29 protein-coding genes are annotated in these 14,799 nt (G+C 42.8%); all 29 read left to right on the top strand.

Annotated features, from left to right (window positions below; translation table 11 throughout):
* The first annotated feature begins 136 nt into the window (after nucleotides 1-136).
* A complete protein-coding gene (tuf, locus tag ACI4L0_RS07205; protein WP_439799490.1) occupies nucleotides 137-1,324 on the top strand; it encodes an elongation factor Tu in 1,188 nt (395 codons plus the stop codon).
* Nucleotides 1,325-1,371: 47 nt separating this feature from the next.
* Nucleotides 1,372-1,680, top strand: coding sequence for a 30S ribosomal protein S10 (gene rpsJ, locus ACI4L0_RS07200; protein WP_439799489.1), 309 nt, complete (start codon nucleotides 1,372-1,374; stop codon nucleotides 1,678-1,680).
* Nucleotides 1,681-1,760: 80 nt separating this feature from the next.
* Nucleotides 1,761-2,381, top strand: a complete 621-nt coding sequence (gene rplC / locus ACI4L0_RS07195) for a 50S ribosomal protein L3 (protein ID WP_439799488.1) — start codon at nucleotides 1,761-1,763, stop codon at nucleotides 2,379-2,381.
* A gap of 14 nt (nucleotides 2,382-2,395) precedes the next feature.
* Nucleotides 2,396-3,034 (top strand): 50S ribosomal protein L4, encoded by a 639-nt coding sequence (gene rplD, locus ACI4L0_RS07190; protein WP_439799487.1) that lies wholly within the window; start codon nucleotides 2,396-2,398, stop codon nucleotides 3,032-3,034.
* Nucleotides 3,034-3,318, top strand: coding sequence for a 50S ribosomal protein L23 (locus tag ACI4L0_RS07185; protein ID WP_439799486.1), 285 nt, complete (start codon nucleotides 3,034-3,036; stop codon nucleotides 3,316-3,318). The genes rplD and ACI4L0_RS07185 overlap by 1 nt, the downstream gene beginning before the upstream one ends.
* A 29-nt stretch (nucleotides 3,319-3,347) precedes the next feature.
* A complete protein-coding gene (gene rplB, locus ACI4L0_RS07180) occupies nucleotides 3,348-4,172 on the top strand; it encodes a 50S ribosomal protein L2 (protein ID WP_439799485.1) in 825 nt (274 codons plus the stop codon).
* 14 nt (nucleotides 4,173-4,186) lie between these two features.
* A complete protein-coding gene (gene rpsS, locus ACI4L0_RS07175) occupies nucleotides 4,187-4,471 on the top strand; it encodes a 30S ribosomal protein S19 (protein WP_439799484.1) in 285 nt (94 codons plus the stop codon).
* 14 nt (nucleotides 4,472-4,485) lie between these two features.
* Entirely contained in the window at nucleotides 4,486-4,842 is a 357-nt protein-coding gene (rplV, locus tag ACI4L0_RS07170; RefSeq protein ID WP_013702563.1) for a 50S ribosomal protein L22, read from the top strand.
* A gap of 1 nt (nucleotide 4,843) precedes the next feature.
* The gene (rpsC, locus tag ACI4L0_RS07165; RefSeq protein ID WP_439799483.1) at nucleotides 4,844-5,596 is read left to right on the top strand and encodes a 30S ribosomal protein S3; all 753 of its coding nucleotides are present in this window, start codon (nucleotides 4,844-4,846) and stop codon (nucleotides 5,594-5,596) included.
* Nucleotides 5,589-6,005 carry a 50S ribosomal protein L16 gene (gene rplP, locus ACI4L0_RS07160; RefSeq protein ID WP_439799482.1) on the top strand — a complete coding sequence of 139 codons (417 nt, stop codon included), beginning with the start codon at nucleotides 5,589-5,591 and terminating at the stop codon, nucleotides 6,003-6,005. The genes rpsC and rplP overlap by 8 nt, the downstream gene beginning before the upstream one ends.
* 10 nt (nucleotides 6,006-6,015) lie before the next feature.
* Complete coding sequence (rpmC, locus tag ACI4L0_RS07155) at nucleotides 6,016-6,258, top strand: 50S ribosomal protein L29 (protein ID WP_439799481.1); 243 nt, start codon at nucleotides 6,016-6,018, stop codon at nucleotides 6,256-6,258.
* 10 nt (nucleotides 6,259-6,268) lie between these two features.
* Entirely contained in the window at nucleotides 6,269-6,541 is a 273-nt protein-coding gene (rpsQ, locus tag ACI4L0_RS07150; protein ID WP_439799480.1) for a 30S ribosomal protein S17, read from the top strand.
* A gap of 15 nt (nucleotides 6,542-6,556) precedes the next feature.
* Nucleotides 6,557-6,925: a 50S ribosomal protein L14 gene (gene rplN / locus ACI4L0_RS07145; RefSeq protein ID WP_439799479.1), complete on the top strand. Its 369-nt coding sequence runs from the start codon at nucleotides 6,557-6,559 to the stop codon at nucleotides 6,923-6,925.
* A 14-nt stretch (nucleotides 6,926-6,939) separates the two neighbouring features.
* Nucleotides 6,940-7,263 (top strand): 50S ribosomal protein L24, encoded by a 324-nt coding sequence (gene rplX / locus ACI4L0_RS07140; RefSeq protein ID WP_439799478.1) that lies wholly within the window; start codon nucleotides 6,940-6,942, stop codon nucleotides 7,261-7,263.
* Nucleotides 7,263-7,814 carry a 50S ribosomal protein L5 gene (gene rplE / locus ACI4L0_RS07135; RefSeq protein WP_439799477.1) on the top strand — a complete coding sequence of 184 codons (552 nt, stop codon included), beginning with the start codon at nucleotides 7,263-7,265 and terminating at the stop codon, nucleotides 7,812-7,814. The genes rplX and rplE overlap by 1 nt, the downstream gene beginning before the upstream one ends.
* A gap of 11 nt (nucleotides 7,815-7,825) precedes the next feature.
* On the top strand, nucleotides 7,826-8,011 hold the full coding sequence (locus tag ACI4L0_RS07130; protein WP_439799476.1) for a type Z 30S ribosomal protein S14: 186 nt from the start codon (nucleotides 7,826-7,828) through the stop codon (nucleotides 8,009-8,011).
* A 19-nt stretch (nucleotides 8,012-8,030) separates the two neighbouring features.
* Nucleotides 8,031-8,432: a 30S ribosomal protein S8 gene (gene rpsH / locus ACI4L0_RS07125; RefSeq protein WP_439799475.1), complete on the top strand. Its 402-nt coding sequence runs from the start codon at nucleotides 8,031-8,033 to the stop codon at nucleotides 8,430-8,432.
* 12 nt (nucleotides 8,433-8,444) lie between these two features.
* Nucleotides 8,445-8,987, top strand: a complete 543-nt coding sequence (gene rplF, locus ACI4L0_RS07120; RefSeq protein WP_439799474.1) for a 50S ribosomal protein L6 — start codon at nucleotides 8,445-8,447, stop codon at nucleotides 8,985-8,987.
* A gap of 11 nt (nucleotides 8,988-8,998) precedes the next feature.
* Nucleotides 8,999-9,361: a 50S ribosomal protein L18 gene (rplR, locus tag ACI4L0_RS07115; protein WP_439799473.1), complete on the top strand. Its 363-nt coding sequence runs from the start codon at nucleotides 8,999-9,001 to the stop codon at nucleotides 9,359-9,361.
* Between the two features lie 8 nt (nucleotides 9,362-9,369).
* Nucleotides 9,370-9,882, top strand: coding sequence for a 30S ribosomal protein S5 (gene rpsE, locus ACI4L0_RS07110; protein WP_439799472.1), 513 nt, complete (start codon nucleotides 9,370-9,372; stop codon nucleotides 9,880-9,882).
* Nucleotides 9,883-9,884: 2 nt separating this feature from the next.
* Nucleotides 9,885-10,067, top strand: a complete 183-nt coding sequence (gene rpmD / locus ACI4L0_RS07105; protein WP_439799471.1) for a 50S ribosomal protein L30 — start codon at nucleotides 9,885-9,887, stop codon at nucleotides 10,065-10,067.
* A complete protein-coding gene (gene rplO, locus ACI4L0_RS07100) occupies nucleotides 10,067-10,540 on the top strand; it encodes a 50S ribosomal protein L15 (protein ID WP_439799470.1) in 474 nt (157 codons plus the stop codon). The genes rpmD and rplO overlap by 1 nt, the downstream gene beginning before the upstream one ends.
* 15 nt (nucleotides 10,541-10,555) lie before the next feature.
* Nucleotides 10,556-11,890, top strand: coding sequence for a preprotein translocase subunit SecY (secY, locus tag ACI4L0_RS07095; RefSeq protein WP_439799469.1), 1,335 nt, complete (start codon nucleotides 10,556-10,558; stop codon nucleotides 11,888-11,890).
* Between the two features lie 158 nt (nucleotides 11,891-12,048).
* The gene (rpmJ, locus tag ACI4L0_RS07090) at nucleotides 12,049-12,162 is read left to right on the top strand and encodes a 50S ribosomal protein L36 (protein WP_013702547.1); all 114 of its coding nucleotides are present in this window, start codon (nucleotides 12,049-12,051) and stop codon (nucleotides 12,160-12,162) included.
* Between the two features lie 10 nt (nucleotides 12,163-12,172).
* Nucleotides 12,173-12,541 (top strand): 30S ribosomal protein S13, encoded by a 369-nt coding sequence (gene rpsM / locus ACI4L0_RS07085; protein ID WP_439799468.1) that lies wholly within the window; start codon nucleotides 12,173-12,175, stop codon nucleotides 12,539-12,541.
* A gap of 12 nt (nucleotides 12,542-12,553) precedes the next feature.
* Nucleotides 12,554-12,937, top strand: a complete 384-nt coding sequence (gene rpsK / locus ACI4L0_RS07080) for a 30S ribosomal protein S11 (protein ID WP_439799467.1) — start codon at nucleotides 12,554-12,556, stop codon at nucleotides 12,935-12,937.
* Between the two features lie 92 nt (nucleotides 12,938-13,029).
* Nucleotides 13,030-14,076, top strand: coding sequence for a DNA-directed RNA polymerase subunit alpha (locus tag ACI4L0_RS07075; protein WP_439799466.1), 1,047 nt, complete (start codon nucleotides 13,030-13,032; stop codon nucleotides 14,074-14,076).
* Nucleotides 14,073-14,504: a 50S ribosomal protein L17 gene (gene rplQ / locus ACI4L0_RS07070; protein WP_439799465.1), complete on the top strand. Its 432-nt coding sequence runs from the start codon at nucleotides 14,073-14,075 to the stop codon at nucleotides 14,502-14,504. The genes ACI4L0_RS07075 and rplQ overlap by 4 nt, the downstream gene beginning before the upstream one ends.
* Nucleotides 14,505-14,514: 10 nt before the next feature.
* On the top strand, nucleotides 14,515-14,763 hold the full coding sequence (locus ACI4L0_RS07065) for a hypothetical protein (RefSeq protein ID WP_439799464.1): 249 nt from the start codon (nucleotides 14,515-14,517) through the stop codon (nucleotides 14,761-14,763).
* Nucleotides 14,764-14,799 lie beyond the last annotated feature (36 nt).

Raw genomic sequence — 14,799 nt, 5'->3', positions numbered from 1 at the left:
CATCCTAATAAAATTGGTCAAGTGTGTATGCGAAAATGCATGCTGCTTTTTAAGCGGCGGTGTTTTCTGGCTTAAAGTGCAACACATAAAATACAACATAATGCCGCAGTAAAATCTGCAAGGCAAGGAGAAAATCATGGCAAAGGAAGAGTTCAACAGAACTAAACCTCACATGAACGTTGGTACTATCGGTCACGTTGACCATGGTAAGACTACACTTTCTGCTGCTATCACTGCTTATTGTGCAAAAAAGTACGGTGATAAGCTTCTGAAGTATGATGAAATCGACAATGCGCCAGAGGAGAAGGCTCGTGGTATTACTATCAACAGCCGCCACCTTGAGTATCAGTCTGACAAGCGTCATTATGCTCATATTGACTGCCCGGGACATGCTGACTACATCAAGAACATGATTACTGGTGCCGCACAGATGGATGGAGCTATCCTTGTTGTTTCTGCTCCTGATTCAGTTATGCCACAGACAAAAGAGCATCTTCTTCTTGCTCGCCAGGTTGGTGTTCCAAAGATTATCGTATTCCTTAACAAGGTAGACCTTGTTGACGATCCGGATATTCTTGAACTCGTTGTTGATGAAGTAAAGGAAACTCTCAAGGGCTATGGCTTCTCTGAGGATACACCTATCATCCAGGGTTCTGCATTCAAGGCATTGAACGAGTCTGACAATCCAGACAATACAAAGGCTATTGAAGAGCTTCTTTCTGCAATGGATACATGGTTTGATGATCCTGTTCGTGATGCGGACAAAGCATTCCTTATGCCTATCGAGGACATCTTTACTATCACTGGACGCGGTACTGTTGTTACTGGACGTATCGAGCGCGGTGTTGTTCACATGGGTGACGCTGTTGAAATCGTTGGTATCCGCCCGACACAGTCTTCTACTGTAACTGGAATCGAAATGTTCAACAAGACTCTTAACGAAGGTATGGCTGGTGACAACGCTGGTATTCTTCTTCGTGGTGTTGAAAAGAAAGATGTTATCCGCGGACAGGTTCTTGCTGCTCCTGGAAGCATCCACCCTCACACAAAGTTCGAGGCTCAGATTTACGTTCTTTCAAAGGAAGAAGGTGGACGCCACAGCCCATTCTTTACTGGATATCGCCCACAGTTCTACTTCAGAACAACAGACATTACTGGTACAGTTGAGCTTGAAGCCGGAACAGACATGGTAAAACCAGGCGACAACGTTAAGATTATCGGCGAGCTTATTCACCCGATCGCTATGGACGAAGGTCTTAAACTTGCTATTCGTGAAGGCGGACGTACAATCGCTTCTGGACAGGTAACAAAGATTATTGAATAGTTTTTGAAGGGCAGAAAGTTTTCTTTCTGCCCTATTTGGAGAATATCATGGCAAATGGCAAGATTCGTGTAAGGCTTCGTGCTTTTGACGTTGCACTTATCGATCAGAGCGCAAGAGACATTGTGCAGCAGGTTCAGAAAGCAGGCGCAAAGGTTTCAGGACCAATCCCGCTTCCAACAAGAATCAATAAGGTAACAGTTCTTCGTTCACCTTTCGTAAACAAGAAGTCACGTGAACAGTTTGAGATGAGAACACACAAGCGACTTATTGATATTTTTGAACCAAGCTCAGAAGTTATGGATTCATTGATGAAGCTGGAACTTCCTGCAGGTGTTGATGTAGAGATTAAGCAGTAATTCGGTTAAAAACCGTTTTCTGTAAAATAAAGGTAACGGTCCCCTGGATCGGGGATGGCGGCCAAGTTTAGGAGATTCAGATGAAAGGTCTGATAGCAAAAAAAGTAGGAATGACACAGGTTTTCGACGAAAACGGCAATCTGACACCAGTAACCGTGATCCGCGTTGAGCCAAACACAGTTGTTGCTACAAAAACTCAGGAGAAATGCGGCTACGAAGCTGTTGTCCTTGGTCTTGAGGATTTGAAGCCTCACAAGGTTACAAAGCCGTATGCTAAGCAATTCCCGGAAAACATTACACCAAAACGTCATCTTAAGGAGTTCAGGAACTTCGAAGGTGAAGTTAAAATCGGCGACCAGATTGGTGTAGAATTGTTTGAAAAGGTTCGTTTCATCGATGTAACTGCTACCTCAAAAGGTAAGGGTTTTCAGGGTGTAATGAAGAGATGGGGATTCCATGGTGGACGTGCTACGCATGGTTCAAAATTCCATCGTGAAGCGGGTGGCACTGGATGTTGTACAACTCCAGGACATTGCTTGAAGAATATCAAGATGCCTGGCCGCATGGGATTTGACCGCGTTACAGTGCAGAATCTCAAGGTTGTAAAAGTTGACCCTGAGCTCAAGGTTTTGATGGTTCGTGGCGCGGTTCCTGGAGTAAGAAACTGCACGCTTATCGTTAAGGCTGCGGTTAAGAAATAAGGTCGAGGAATAGTATGGAAAAGAAGGTCTATTCAATCGATGGTAAAGAACTCAGGACAATTAATCTTGATGATAAGATTTTCGGACTCCCAGTCAACGAAGATGTTATTTACTATGCCATCACTAACGAATTAGCAAATAAACGTGTTGGAACAGCATGTACAAAGACCCGTGCGGAAGTCCATGGCAGCAACGCCAAGCCGTACAAGCAGAAGGGAACTGGTAATGCACGCCGCGGAGATAAAAAATCTCCAATCACAGTCGGAGGCGGTACAATTTTTGGACCTAAGCCGCGTGATTATAGTTATGCGATTCCAAAGAAAGAAAAGCGTCTTGCAATGAAATCTATTCTGAGTCTTCAGGCTCAGGCAGACAGGCTTACTGTTGTAGAGGATTTCACTATTGAAAGCGGAAAGACAAAGGACTTGGTGAAAATTCTTAAGAATTTCATAAAGGATGAGCGCACTGTTATTCTTCTTAAGGATGACGATGCAAAAATCAAGCAGGCCGGAAGAAATCTTCCTAATGTATATTTCCTTTCTTATAACCGTCTCCGCGCACATGATCTCTTCTATGGAAGAAAAATCATTATGCTTGAAGGCGCCGCAAAGAATCTTTCTGATTTTTATGCTGAAGATAAGGAGGCAAAATAATGACATTCAATGATGTTCTTATTAAACCTGTTCTTTCTGAAAAAGCTACTGCTCTCCGTGAGCAGAACAAATATACTTTTATTGTTGATCCTGCTGCTTCAAAAATTCAGATAAAAGAAGCTGTTCGTAAGCTTTTTAATGTGAAGGTTGAAGATTGCACAACAGTCAATGTAAAAGGAAAAATCAAGCGTCTTCGGGGAAGACCTGGAAGAACTGCTGGCTACAGAAAAGCAATCGTAAAGCTTGCAGCCGGTGAAACAATCAAGGCATTTGAAGGTGTTTAATCCTTCAGATTGCATGTAAGGGGAACCATATGGCTCTTAAGATATATAAGCCTTATTCAAAAGGCACACGCGGACGTGTTGATCTCCTCCGCGAAGAATTGACAGCCGATAAACCCGAAAAAAGCTTGACTCATGGTCGCAAGTCTAAGGCTGGCCGTGGCGCAGGCGGACGTATTTCTGTACGTCATCAGGGCGGTGGTCATAAGAGAAAATACCGTGAAATCGATTTCAGACGTGATAAGCATGGTATTCCTGGAACTGTGAAGACTATTGAATATGATCCGTTCCGCAGTGCAAATATTGCTTTGATTGCCTATGCTGATGGTGAGAAGCGCTATATTATTGCTCCTAAAGGTCTTACAGTTGGACAGAAAATTATGTCTGGTGAAAACGCTGCGCCTACAGTGGCAAATGCGCTTCCGCTTGATGTGATTCCAATCGGATTTACAGTACACAATATTGAGCTTACACTTGGCCGCGGCGGACAGCTTGTTCGTTCTGCCGGTGCCGGTGCTCTTGTTGCTGCAAAAGAAGGTGAATATGTAACAATAAAGCTTCCTTCTGGAGAGCTTCGCCGTGTTCACAAGAAGTGCTACGCAACAATCGGTATTGTTGGAAATGAAGACCGCATGAATACTAAGCTTGGTAAAGCTGGACGTAACAGATGGCGCGGTATCCGCCCGACTGTACGTGGTATGGCAATGAACCCTGTTGATCATCCGCTTGGTGGTGGTGAAGGTGCTGGAAAAGGACATCAGCCTGTTACTCCTTGGGGACAGCCTTGCCGTGGTTATAAAACACGCAATAAGAGAAAGACTTCCAGTCGTTTCATTATTAGTCGCCGCAAGAAGTAGGGTAGGAGTTAATCGTGTCAAGATCAGTTAAGAAAGGACCTTTTATAGAGAAATCTCTTTATAAAAAGGTTTTGGAAATGAACAAAGCATCAGCAGCTGATAAGAAAATGATTAAAACTTATTCCCGCTGCTCAACAATCATCCCTGAAATGGTTGGAAATACTATTTCAGTGTACAACGGTAAGTCATGGATTCCTGTGTATATTACAGAGAACTTGGTAGGCCACAAGCTTGGCGAGTTTGCTGCAACACGTACATTCAAGGGACATGGCGGTTCAGACAAATCAGCTGGTAAATAATAGGAGTGGATATTATGGCTGAAAAGAAAGGTTATGTAGCCACAACTAAATTTCTCATTGCATCTCCTACAAAGGTTCGTCCTGTAGCTAACGTTGTTAAGACAAAGTCTTGTTCTGAGGCTATGGCAATTCTTGATGTAATGCCTCAGAAGGGCGCTCGCCTTATCAGCGGCACTTTAAAGTCTGCTGTGGCAAATGCGCTTAATAAGAATAAGCAACTTGATGAAGATATGCTCTACATTAAGGAAATTCGCATTGACGAAGGTCCAAGACTAAAAAGAGTATGGTTCCGTGGACGCGGACGTGCTGATCAGCTCTTGAAGCGGATGTGTCATATCACTGTTGTAGTTGACGAAAAGGCGGGAAAATAAAGTGGGTCAGAAAGTTAATCCTATCGGTTTACGCCTTGGTGTAAACAAAACATGGCAGTCTCGTTGGTATGCAGATTCTCGTGAATATGCAGACTTGTTTTTGGAAGATATGAAAATCCGCAAGCTTGTCGGAACTCTTCCAGAATGCAAGAACGCAGATATTGCTGAAATTGAAATTGTCCGTCATCCGCAGCGTGTTACTATTGTAATTCATACTGCACGCCCGGGTGTTATTATTGGTGTGAAAGGCGCTACTATCGAAAAGATCAGTGCGGATATTCAGAAGCAGCTGACAAAGAAAGTTCAGATTAAGATCAAGGAAATCAAACGTCCTGAAATCAATGCTTCTCTTATCGCACAGAACGTAGGACGCCAGCTTGCAGGCCGCGGTTCTTTCCGCAAGGCTCTTAAGCAGTCAGCTTCGAATGCTATGAAAGGCGGCGCTCAGGGTATAAAGATTCGTATTTCTGGACGCTTGGGCGGAGCAGATATGACTCGCTCAGAAGAGCTGAAGGAAGGACGTGTTCCTCTTCATACACTTCGCGCTGATATCGATTATGGTACTTATGAGGCTCTTACCACTTACGGCAAGATTGGCATCAAAGTATGGGTTTACAATGGAATGAACTACGGACATGAGCAGAATGAGGATGCCGGTGATATCGTTAGAAAGCCGCGCCGCGACCGTTCTAATGGTGACCGTAAATCTGCCCGTTCCCCAAAATCAGAGGGAGGAAAAGTAGAAAATGCTTAGTCCTAAAAGAGTTGCGCACCGCAAAGTACAGCGTGGTCGTCCGACTGGCAATGCAACACGTACCAATCATGTTGATTTTGGTGATATAGCGCTTGTTGCCATGGAGCCGGTATGGCTGAATGCAAAGCATATTGAGGCAGCCCGTGTTGCTATCAACCGCTGCATTAACCGCCAGGGCAATCTTTGGACACGTGTTTTTCCTGATAAACCTGTTTCAAAGAAGCCCGCAGATACCCGCATGGGAAAAGGTAAGGGAGCACCAGAATTCTGGGCTGCAGTTATCAAACCAGGTATGATTTTATTTGAAGTCGGCGGCGTTGATAAGAAGCTTGCAGAAAAAGCAATGCATCTTGCAGCCAGCAAACTTCCAATTAAAACAAAAGTGGCATTCCGCCCAACAGTCGAGTAAGGAGTAAGAAATGGCTAATTCAAAGAAAAAGAATGATAAAGATCTTTCTTATGATGAACTCGTTGCAAAGCGCAATGAACTTAAAAAACAGTACATGGATTTACGTTTTCAGAGCGTACTTGGCCATGTAGATAATCCAATGCAGAAGCGTATTATGCGTCGTGAAATTGCACGTCTTAATACTCTTATTCATCAGCAGGATCTGGCAAAATTCAGAGCGGCTGCTGCTGAAGCTATTGCTGCAAAAAACTAGGAGCTGACCCGTGGAAGAACAGAATGTGCAGAAAAAAGGTGCAAAACGTTCATTCGTAGGTATCGTCACTAGCGACAAGATGGACAAGACTATCGTTGTTTCTATTGATAAGAAAAAAATGGACCGCCTTTACAAAAAATATGTTACACGGACCAAGAAATGCAAGGCCCATGATGAAAAGAACGAGGCACATATTGGTGACACCGTTCGTATCGTTGAATGCAGTCCAATCAGCAAAGAGAAATGTTGGCGTCTCGATGCAATAATTGAGAGAGCCAAATAAGGCAGGAGTAAGAATATGCTTCAGATGCAATCAAAAATGGTTGTCGCCGATAACTCCGGAGCTAAGCTGGTTCAGTGCATTAAGGTTTTAGGTGGCTCGCACCGCCGTTATGCAGGTATTGGTGACATTGTTGTGGTAGCTGTAAAGGAAGCGATTCCTACATCTACAATAAAAGAAGGTTCAGTACAAAAGGCTGTAATTGTCCGTGTGGCAAAAGAATACCGCCGTCCTGATGGAACATATATCCGCTTTGATGACAACGCATGCGTTCTTATTGATGCTGACAAGAATCCAAAGGGAAAACGTATTTTTGGACCTGTAGCCCGTGAGCTTCGTGATATGGACTTTATGAAGATCGTATCTTTGGCTCCGGAAGTTCTCTAAGGAGCTTGGACGGTATGCAGCATAAATACAAGATCCATAAAGATGATAATGTTGAAATCATTGCTGGAAAAGACAAGGGCAAGCGCGGAACAATACTCCGTGTGTTTGAGAAAAACAACAAGGGACGCGTTATTGTAAGCGGTTGCAATATTGTCAAGAAGGCAATAAAGAGGAAGTCCCAGCAGGATGCAGGCGGAATCGCAGAAATCGAAGCACCTCTGGATATATCAAATGTAGCGCTCGTATGTAAAAAATGCGGACGCCCTGTCAGAGCAGGATATAAACTTGACGGCGACAAGAAAATTCGTGTTTGCCGCAAGTGTGGAGAAGCACTGTAATGGAAAATTACGTACCACGGCTTAAGAAAGTCTATAAGGAAAAAATCGCTGATGAGCTCTTCAAGGAGCTTGGATATACATCCAAAATGCAGATTCCGGCAGTAAAAAAAGTTGTCGTAAGCATGGGTGTTGGCGAAGCTCTCACGAATAAGAAACTTCTTGATGCTGCAGTTACAGATCTCACTCAAATTACCGGCCAGAAAGCTGTTAAAACAAGAGCTAAGAAAAGTATTGCAAACTTCAAACTTCGTGAAGGCAATGAAGTAGGTGCAATGGTAACTCTTCGTGGAAATATCATGTATGAATTTCTCGACAGACTTATCAATGTTGCACTTCCTCGTGTAAAGGATTTCCGTGGAATCAAGGCAACTGGTTTTGACGGACATGGAAATTTTTCTCTTGGTGTTACAGAACAGATTATCTTCCCGGAAATTGATTTCGATAAGATCGTTAAGATTGCCGGTATGAACATCAGCATTGTTACAAGCGCACGCACAGACAATGAGGCTCGCGCCCTGTTGACCAAGTTTGGAATGCCGTTTAGGAAATAAGGAAGAAGTTCATGGCTAAGAAATCAATGATTATCAAGGCAACCCGCACACCGAAATATGCTACCCGTAAGTATAACAGGTGCCAGATTTGCGGTCGTCCCCATGGATATTTGCGTAAGTTTAAGATTTGTCGTATCTGCTTCCGCAAATTAGCAAGTGAAGGCCTTTTACCAGGCGTCACAAAATCATCTTGGTAGTGACAGGAGATTATAGAAAATGGCAGCTTCAGACCCAATAGCAGATATGCTTGCAAAAGTCCAGAACGCGGCAAGAGCCGGTCATGAAAAAGTAGATGTTCCTACTTCTAAGATGAAACTGGAAATTGTAAAAATCCTTAAAATCGAAGGATATATTAAAAATTTCAAGAAGGTGCAGGATGATAACGGACATAGCAATATCCGCATTTTCTTGAAGTATGATGATTCCAACAAGTCAGTTATTCACGGCATGAAGAAAATTTCTACACCAGGCCGCCGTGTATATTCTGGCTATAGAGATTTGCCGAGTGTCTATAATGGATACGGCACTTTGATCGTTTCAACATCAAGCGGTGTTACAACTGGCAAGAAGGCTTCTGAAAAGATGGTCGGCGGCGAGTTGATCTGCAATGTATGGTAATAGGAGGAAGATATGGCATCTAAGATTGGAAAACTTCCTGTAGCTATTCCAGCAGGCGTTACTGTTACTGTTGCTCCGAGCCTGGTTACTGTAAAAGGTCCAAAGGGCGAGCTCAAGCAGGACATTAACGGTCTTGTAAATGTTGAAGTGAAAGGCTCTGAAGTTATTATTACTCCAGCGAATGAAACAAAGGCCGCAAGCGCATGCCATGGATTGTACCGCAATCTCATTTATAATATGGTTGTTGGTGTAACACAAGGATTTTCAAAGACATTGATAATCACTGGTGTTGGATACCGTGCTGAAGTTCAGGGAAAAACAATTATAATGAACCTCGGATATTCTTCTGAATTTGTTGTTGTTATTCCTGAAGGCTTGACTGTAACTGCTGATAAGGATGGAAAAATCACAGTTTCCGGAATTAACAAGCAGCAGGTCGGTGAATTCAGCGCACAGATTCGCAAGCTGCGTAAACCTGAGCCTTACAAAGGAAAGGGTATACGCTATGACAACGAAGTTATCAGACGCAAAGTCGGTAAAACCGGTGTAAAATAAGGTGAATTGATATGTTCAAGAAACTTAGTGATAAAAACAGAAAGCGCCTGCATAGAAAGATTCATATTCGCAAGTCTGTTTATGGCACTGCAGAACGTCCGCGCCTGACAGTGTACAAGAGCGGTCGTAATCTTTATGCTCAGGTAATTAATGATGATGAGGGCAGAACTCTTGCCGCCATCTCAACACTTGAAAAGGATTTTATTGCACTCAGAGCTAATGTTGAAAGTGCAACAAAACTTGGAGAAGCTTTGGGTTTACGCCTCAAAGAGAAGAATATTACAAAAGTAGTATTCGATCGTAATGGTTATCTTTACCATGGTGTTGTAAAAGCCCTTGCTGACGCTACCCGCTCTGCCGGGATTGTATTCTAGGAGAGGCTATGGAACACCAGAAAAACTATGAAAAGAAGCCTGCTGATGAATTCGTTGAAAAGCTTGTAAAGCTTAACCGTACTGCGAAAACGGTAAAAGGCGGACGCAGAATGTCTTTCTCTGCGCTGACTGTGGTTGGCGACAGAAAGGGCCGCATTGGCTTTGGATTTGGAAAGGCAAATGATGTTACAGAAGCCATCAGAAAAAGCCTTGACAAGGCAAGAGCCAATCTTGTTACCCTTCCTCTCAAGAATGGAACAATTCCGCATGAGATGATTGGAAAGTACAAGAGCTCTGCTGTTCTGCTCAAGCCTGCTTGTCCTGGTACCGGTATTATTGCCGGCGGTCCTGTTCGTGCGGTTTTGGATGCAGCAGGAGTAACTGACGTTATTTCAAAATCCCAGGGGTCACGCACATCTGTGAATGTTGTCCGTGCTACATTTGATGCAGTTGAAAATCTTATGGATGCACGTGCTGTTGCTCAGAGCCGCGGCAAGACTCTCAAGGAAATGTGGGGCTGATTATGGCAAAGATACGTATTACACTTGTTAGAAGTGTTATTGGACAGAAGCCTGCAAAAAGGGCAACTGTTCGTAGCCTTGGTCTGAAAAAGATTAACTCCAGTGTGGAACATGAAGACAATGCTTCTATAAGAGGCATGGCCGCAGCTGTTTCTCATTTGGTAAAAGTAGAGGAAATTAACTAATGACTGACTTTACTTTAAGAGCACCAGAGGGTGCAAATAAGAAACCCAAGCGTGTAGGTCGTGGATCTTCTTCTGGTCTTGGAACAACAGCCGGAAAAGGAAACAAGGGTCAGCAGTCACGCTCAGGAAAGGGAACTCCTTATGTTGGATTTGAAGGCGGTCAGATGCCTTTGTATCGTCGTATCGCTCAGCGGGGATTTTCAAATTCACCTTTCAAAAAGGAATTTGCAATTGTCAATCTGGTTGATCTCGAGGCAAAATTTGCTGACGGTGAAACTGTAAACCGCGAATCTTTGAAGGCAAAAGGCTTGATTGGAAAAGTTATTGACGGAATTAAAATTCTGGGAAATGGCGATGTTTCAAAAAAGCTTACAGTGGAAGCTGAAAAAGTTTCCGCGGGCGCCAAAGAAAAGATTGAAAAGGCCGGCGGCTCAGTAAAGGTGATTGCTGAAAAGTCTGCTAAAGCAAAGTAAACGTGGAGTGACTAAATGGCAAACAATCCTGTTGTGAATATGTTCAAAGTAAAGGTTCTTCGTTCAAAGCTTCTCTTTACATTGCTCATTCTTGCTGTCTTCCGCTTGGGAAGTGTTCTTACTATACCAGGCATTAATGCCACATTGCTTTTGCAGTATTTTGACAACCTCGCCAGTGGCGCAGAAAGTGCGTTTGCCAGTTACATGGACTTTTTTGCGGGCGGTGCATTTGAAAGATTCTCTGTTTTTATGCTTGGTGTTATGCCTTACATTTCTACTCAGATTATAATGCAGCTCGCTCTTGTTATTTTCCCATCGCTCAAGAAAATTGCTCAGGAAGAGGGTGGTCAGCAGAAAGTACAGGGATGGACTCGTCTTGGAACAATCGTAGTTTGTTTGATCCAGTCTATGGCTATCACTGTTTATGCGGACTCAATCAACCAGCAGATTCCTGGAGCGATAATTTTTGATAACAGGGTCTATTTTAATTTTCTTGCCATACTTACTGTAACCACGGGTTCCATGATTACAGTCTGGTTGGGCAACCAAATTACTGCGCACGGTATCGGCAATGGTGTCTCTATGATTATATATGCTGGTATTGTTGCACGTCTTCCAAGTGCTGTTTACGAGTTGATTTCAGGGGTTCACAGCGAAGATATAAATGTGGTCTTTGTTGTGGTCGCAGTGTTCTTGTTCCTTGTTATTATCGGGCTTGTTGTTTTTGAGCAGTCCGGTGAGCGAAGGATTTGGGTTAACTATGCCAAGCGTGTAGTTGGCCGGAGAACATACGAAGTGCCGAGCTCTTATATACCTTTCAAAATCAATCCGTCAGGAGTTATTCCGATTATTTTTGCTACAGCGTTCTTGACTTTCCCTCTTCAGCTTGCAAATAGCCTTTCAACAAAGGCTACTTGGCTTATGAAGGTTGCGGTGGTTTTGAATCCACTTGGTTTTTGGTATAATTTCATTGAAGTTTTGTTGATTGTATTTTTTGCATATTTTTATACTCAGGTAACTTTGAATCCTACTGAAGTTGCAAAAAATATCCGCGAGAACGGCGGTTCCATTCCAGGAATCAGAACTGACAAAACCGAGAAATATCTTCAGAAGATTTTAAATCGTCTGATTCTGCCTGGTTCATTGTATCTTGCTGCAATAGCCTTGCTTCCGACATTGATTCAAATACTGTTTCATTTTCCCGCATCAATTTCCATGTTGATGGGTGGTACTTCGCTGTTGATTTTGGTCGGTGTTGACATTGATACGATGTCTCAGGTTGGTGCTCTTCTGAAAACACCTTATTATGACAGGTTTACAAAGAAGGGGTTGAAATCACGTAATTTGTAAAAATTTGTGATTAGGACTAGATTAAGTAAGGAAAATCATGGTATATTAGTGCACTGTTATTTTTTTATGACAGTGCATATCGGATTGTAATCCATGGTGAGGAATTTCACTTCGGATTGCCATGATTCGATTTATACATGTTTTCCAAGGGGACTTTTATGAAAGTACGAACCAGCGTAAAGCCCATCTGCGACAAATGCAAGGTAATCAAGAGAAACGGAATAATCCGTATTATCTGCGAGAACCCAAAGCACAAGCAGAGACAGGGCTGAGGAGTAACTGATGGCACGTATTGCGGGTGTTGATCTCCCAAACAAGCATGTCAATATTGCATTGACATATGTATATGGTATTGGCCGTTCATCAGCTAATAAGATTTGCGAAGCAACAAATGTAGATCCACATGTTCACTTGAATGATCTTTCTGAAGATGATCTTGCAAAGCTGCGCAAATATATCGATGATAATTTTAAGACAGAAGGACGCTTGCGTTCTGAAATCGGTCTTAACATTAAGCGTCTGATGGATATTGGAAGCTATCGTGGACTTCGCCACCGCAAAGGTCTTCCTTGTCGCGGACAGCGCACACGCACCAATTCTCGTACACGCAAGGGTAAGAAGAAGACCGTTGCTAACAAGAAGAAGGCTTAAGCGAGGTAACAGATGGCAGCAACTGTAAAAAAGAGAAAAGAAAAAAAGAGTGTTTTTGAGGGTAATATCTATATTCAGGCTACTTTCAATAATACTATTGTTACAATCACCGATTTAAGGGGAAATGCGATTGCTTGGGCTTCTTCCGGTGGTTTAGGATTTAGGGGAGCAAAAAAATCTACTCCATTTGCAGCGCAGTCTGTTGCAGAAACAGCTGTTCAGCGTGCAGCAAGCTATGGTTTGCGTGAAGTGCATGTTTTTGTAAAGGGTCCTGGCATGGGCCGTGAAAATGCAATACGTGTACTTGGCACATTGGGACTTAAAGTAAAATCAATCTCTGATATTACTCCGATTCCTCATAATGGTTGCCGTCCACGCAAGACACGCCGCATGTAATGAAGATAACCGGTTCTTTGTGTGCCGGTTGATGATAATGCAAGCCTGGAATTCTGCTTTTTCAGTTTTCCAGGAAAAATAAGGAGTTCAGATTGGCTCGCAAAAATCTGCTTAAGGGTTTTAAAAAACCAAAAGGAATTATATTTGAACATCTAGAGAATAGTCCGAATTATGGAAAATTTACTGCATATCCATTTGAGCCGGGTTTTGGTACAACAGTAGGAAACACACTTCGCCGTGTGCTTCTTTCTTCGATTCCAGGTTATGCAATTTCTTCTGTGCGTATTACTTCTTATGATGCGGATGGTGTTCCTCATGTAATTTCTAGCGAGTTCGAGACAATTCCAAATATTTCAGAAGATACTTTGGAAGTTTTGAACAGCTTGAAACAGATTCGTTTGCGCCTGCCGCGGGATGTTGAGCAGGAAACCTTTTTCTATGAGTTTAAGGGACCTGGCACTGTAAAAAGTGATGACTTGGCCAAGGAAGGTCAGCTTGAAATCATGTCCAAGGATGTTGAAATCTTTACCATGATGGAAGGCGCCCATCTTGAAATCGAGTTCCAGGTGGATTGTGGAAGAGGTTATGTCCCTGCTGAAGTAAATGAGCATTACATTGAGATTGTTGGAACAATTGCAATGGACTGTATCTTTACACCTGTACCAAAGGTGAAATATTCTATTGAGCCTTGGCGTGTAGGACAGCGAAACGATTATGATAAACTGATTCTTGAGATTTGGACTGACGGTTCAATTACTCCTGAAGATGCGCTCGCTGAAGCTGCAAAAATCGCAAAGGATTATTTTGCTATTTTTGTTAATTTCAATGAGAGCGAATATTCCAGCAGTGATGAGAATGATGAAGAGGACGAGAAAATTCGTAAGCTTCTGAATACTTCTGTAGAGGAGCTAGAGCTTTCTGTTCGCAGTTCAAACTGCCTTAAGAATGCAAACATTAAAACAATTGGTGAGTTGACCAAGAAGACCGAAGACGATATTACAAAGACTCGTAACTTTGGCAAAAAGAGCCTTGAGGAAATCAAAGCGAAGCTTGAGGAACATGGCTTGACACTTGGTATGACTGATTATAGCCATCTAAAAGATGTTGACTTAGGTAAACATAAGGACGAAAACGAATGAACCACAGAAATGGATTTAATCCGCTTTCACGTACAACAGCCCATCGCCGTGCAATGACTCGTAATATGGTAACTTCTCTTTTCAGATATGAGCGCATTATTACAACGGAAGCAAAGGCTAAGGAAGTACGCAAAGCTGCAGAAAAATTGATTACACGTGCAAAAGTTGATTCTGTTCATAACAGAAGAACTGCCGCTAAATTTATTGCCGATGAGAAAATACTTAACAAGCTGTTTACAGAAATCGGCTCACGCATGAAGGAACGCAACGGCGGCTATACACGTATTATTAAGCTTGGATTCCGCCAGGGAGATGCGGCTGAAACTGTAATTTTTGAGTTGGTTGACTATAAGCTGCCAGATTCTTCTGCAGAAGATGAAAAGGCTGCTAAAAAGTCTGCAAAAAAAGCTAAGAAAGCTGAAGCATAAGGAGTAAGCAATGTCTAAAGCACATCGTGGAACTGGAATCCGTAAAGATCCTAATCATGGACGTGGTGTTTGTCCTGTTTGCGGAAAGCAGCAGATAAAGACTTTGTATGATCAGGAAATAGACGGAAAAAAAGTTAAGATCTGCAAGTTCTGTAAGGCTGCTCTTAAGAATAAAGCGCAGAAAGAAGCGAAACTTGCAAAAAAAGCTGCTGTTGAAGCTGCGCCTGCTGCCGAAGCAGAAGCTTCTGCTGAAGCATAATTTTTCTTTTTCAATTAAAAGCCGTCCTTTTTTAAG

It is taken from the genome of Treponema sp., from assembly GCF_051883275.1.
GTDB lineage: Bacteria > Spirochaetota > Spirochaetia > Treponematales > Treponemataceae > Treponema_D.
The sequence above is the reverse complement of the archived record's forward strand: the minus strand, read 5'-3'. Positions and strand labels throughout refer to the sequence as shown.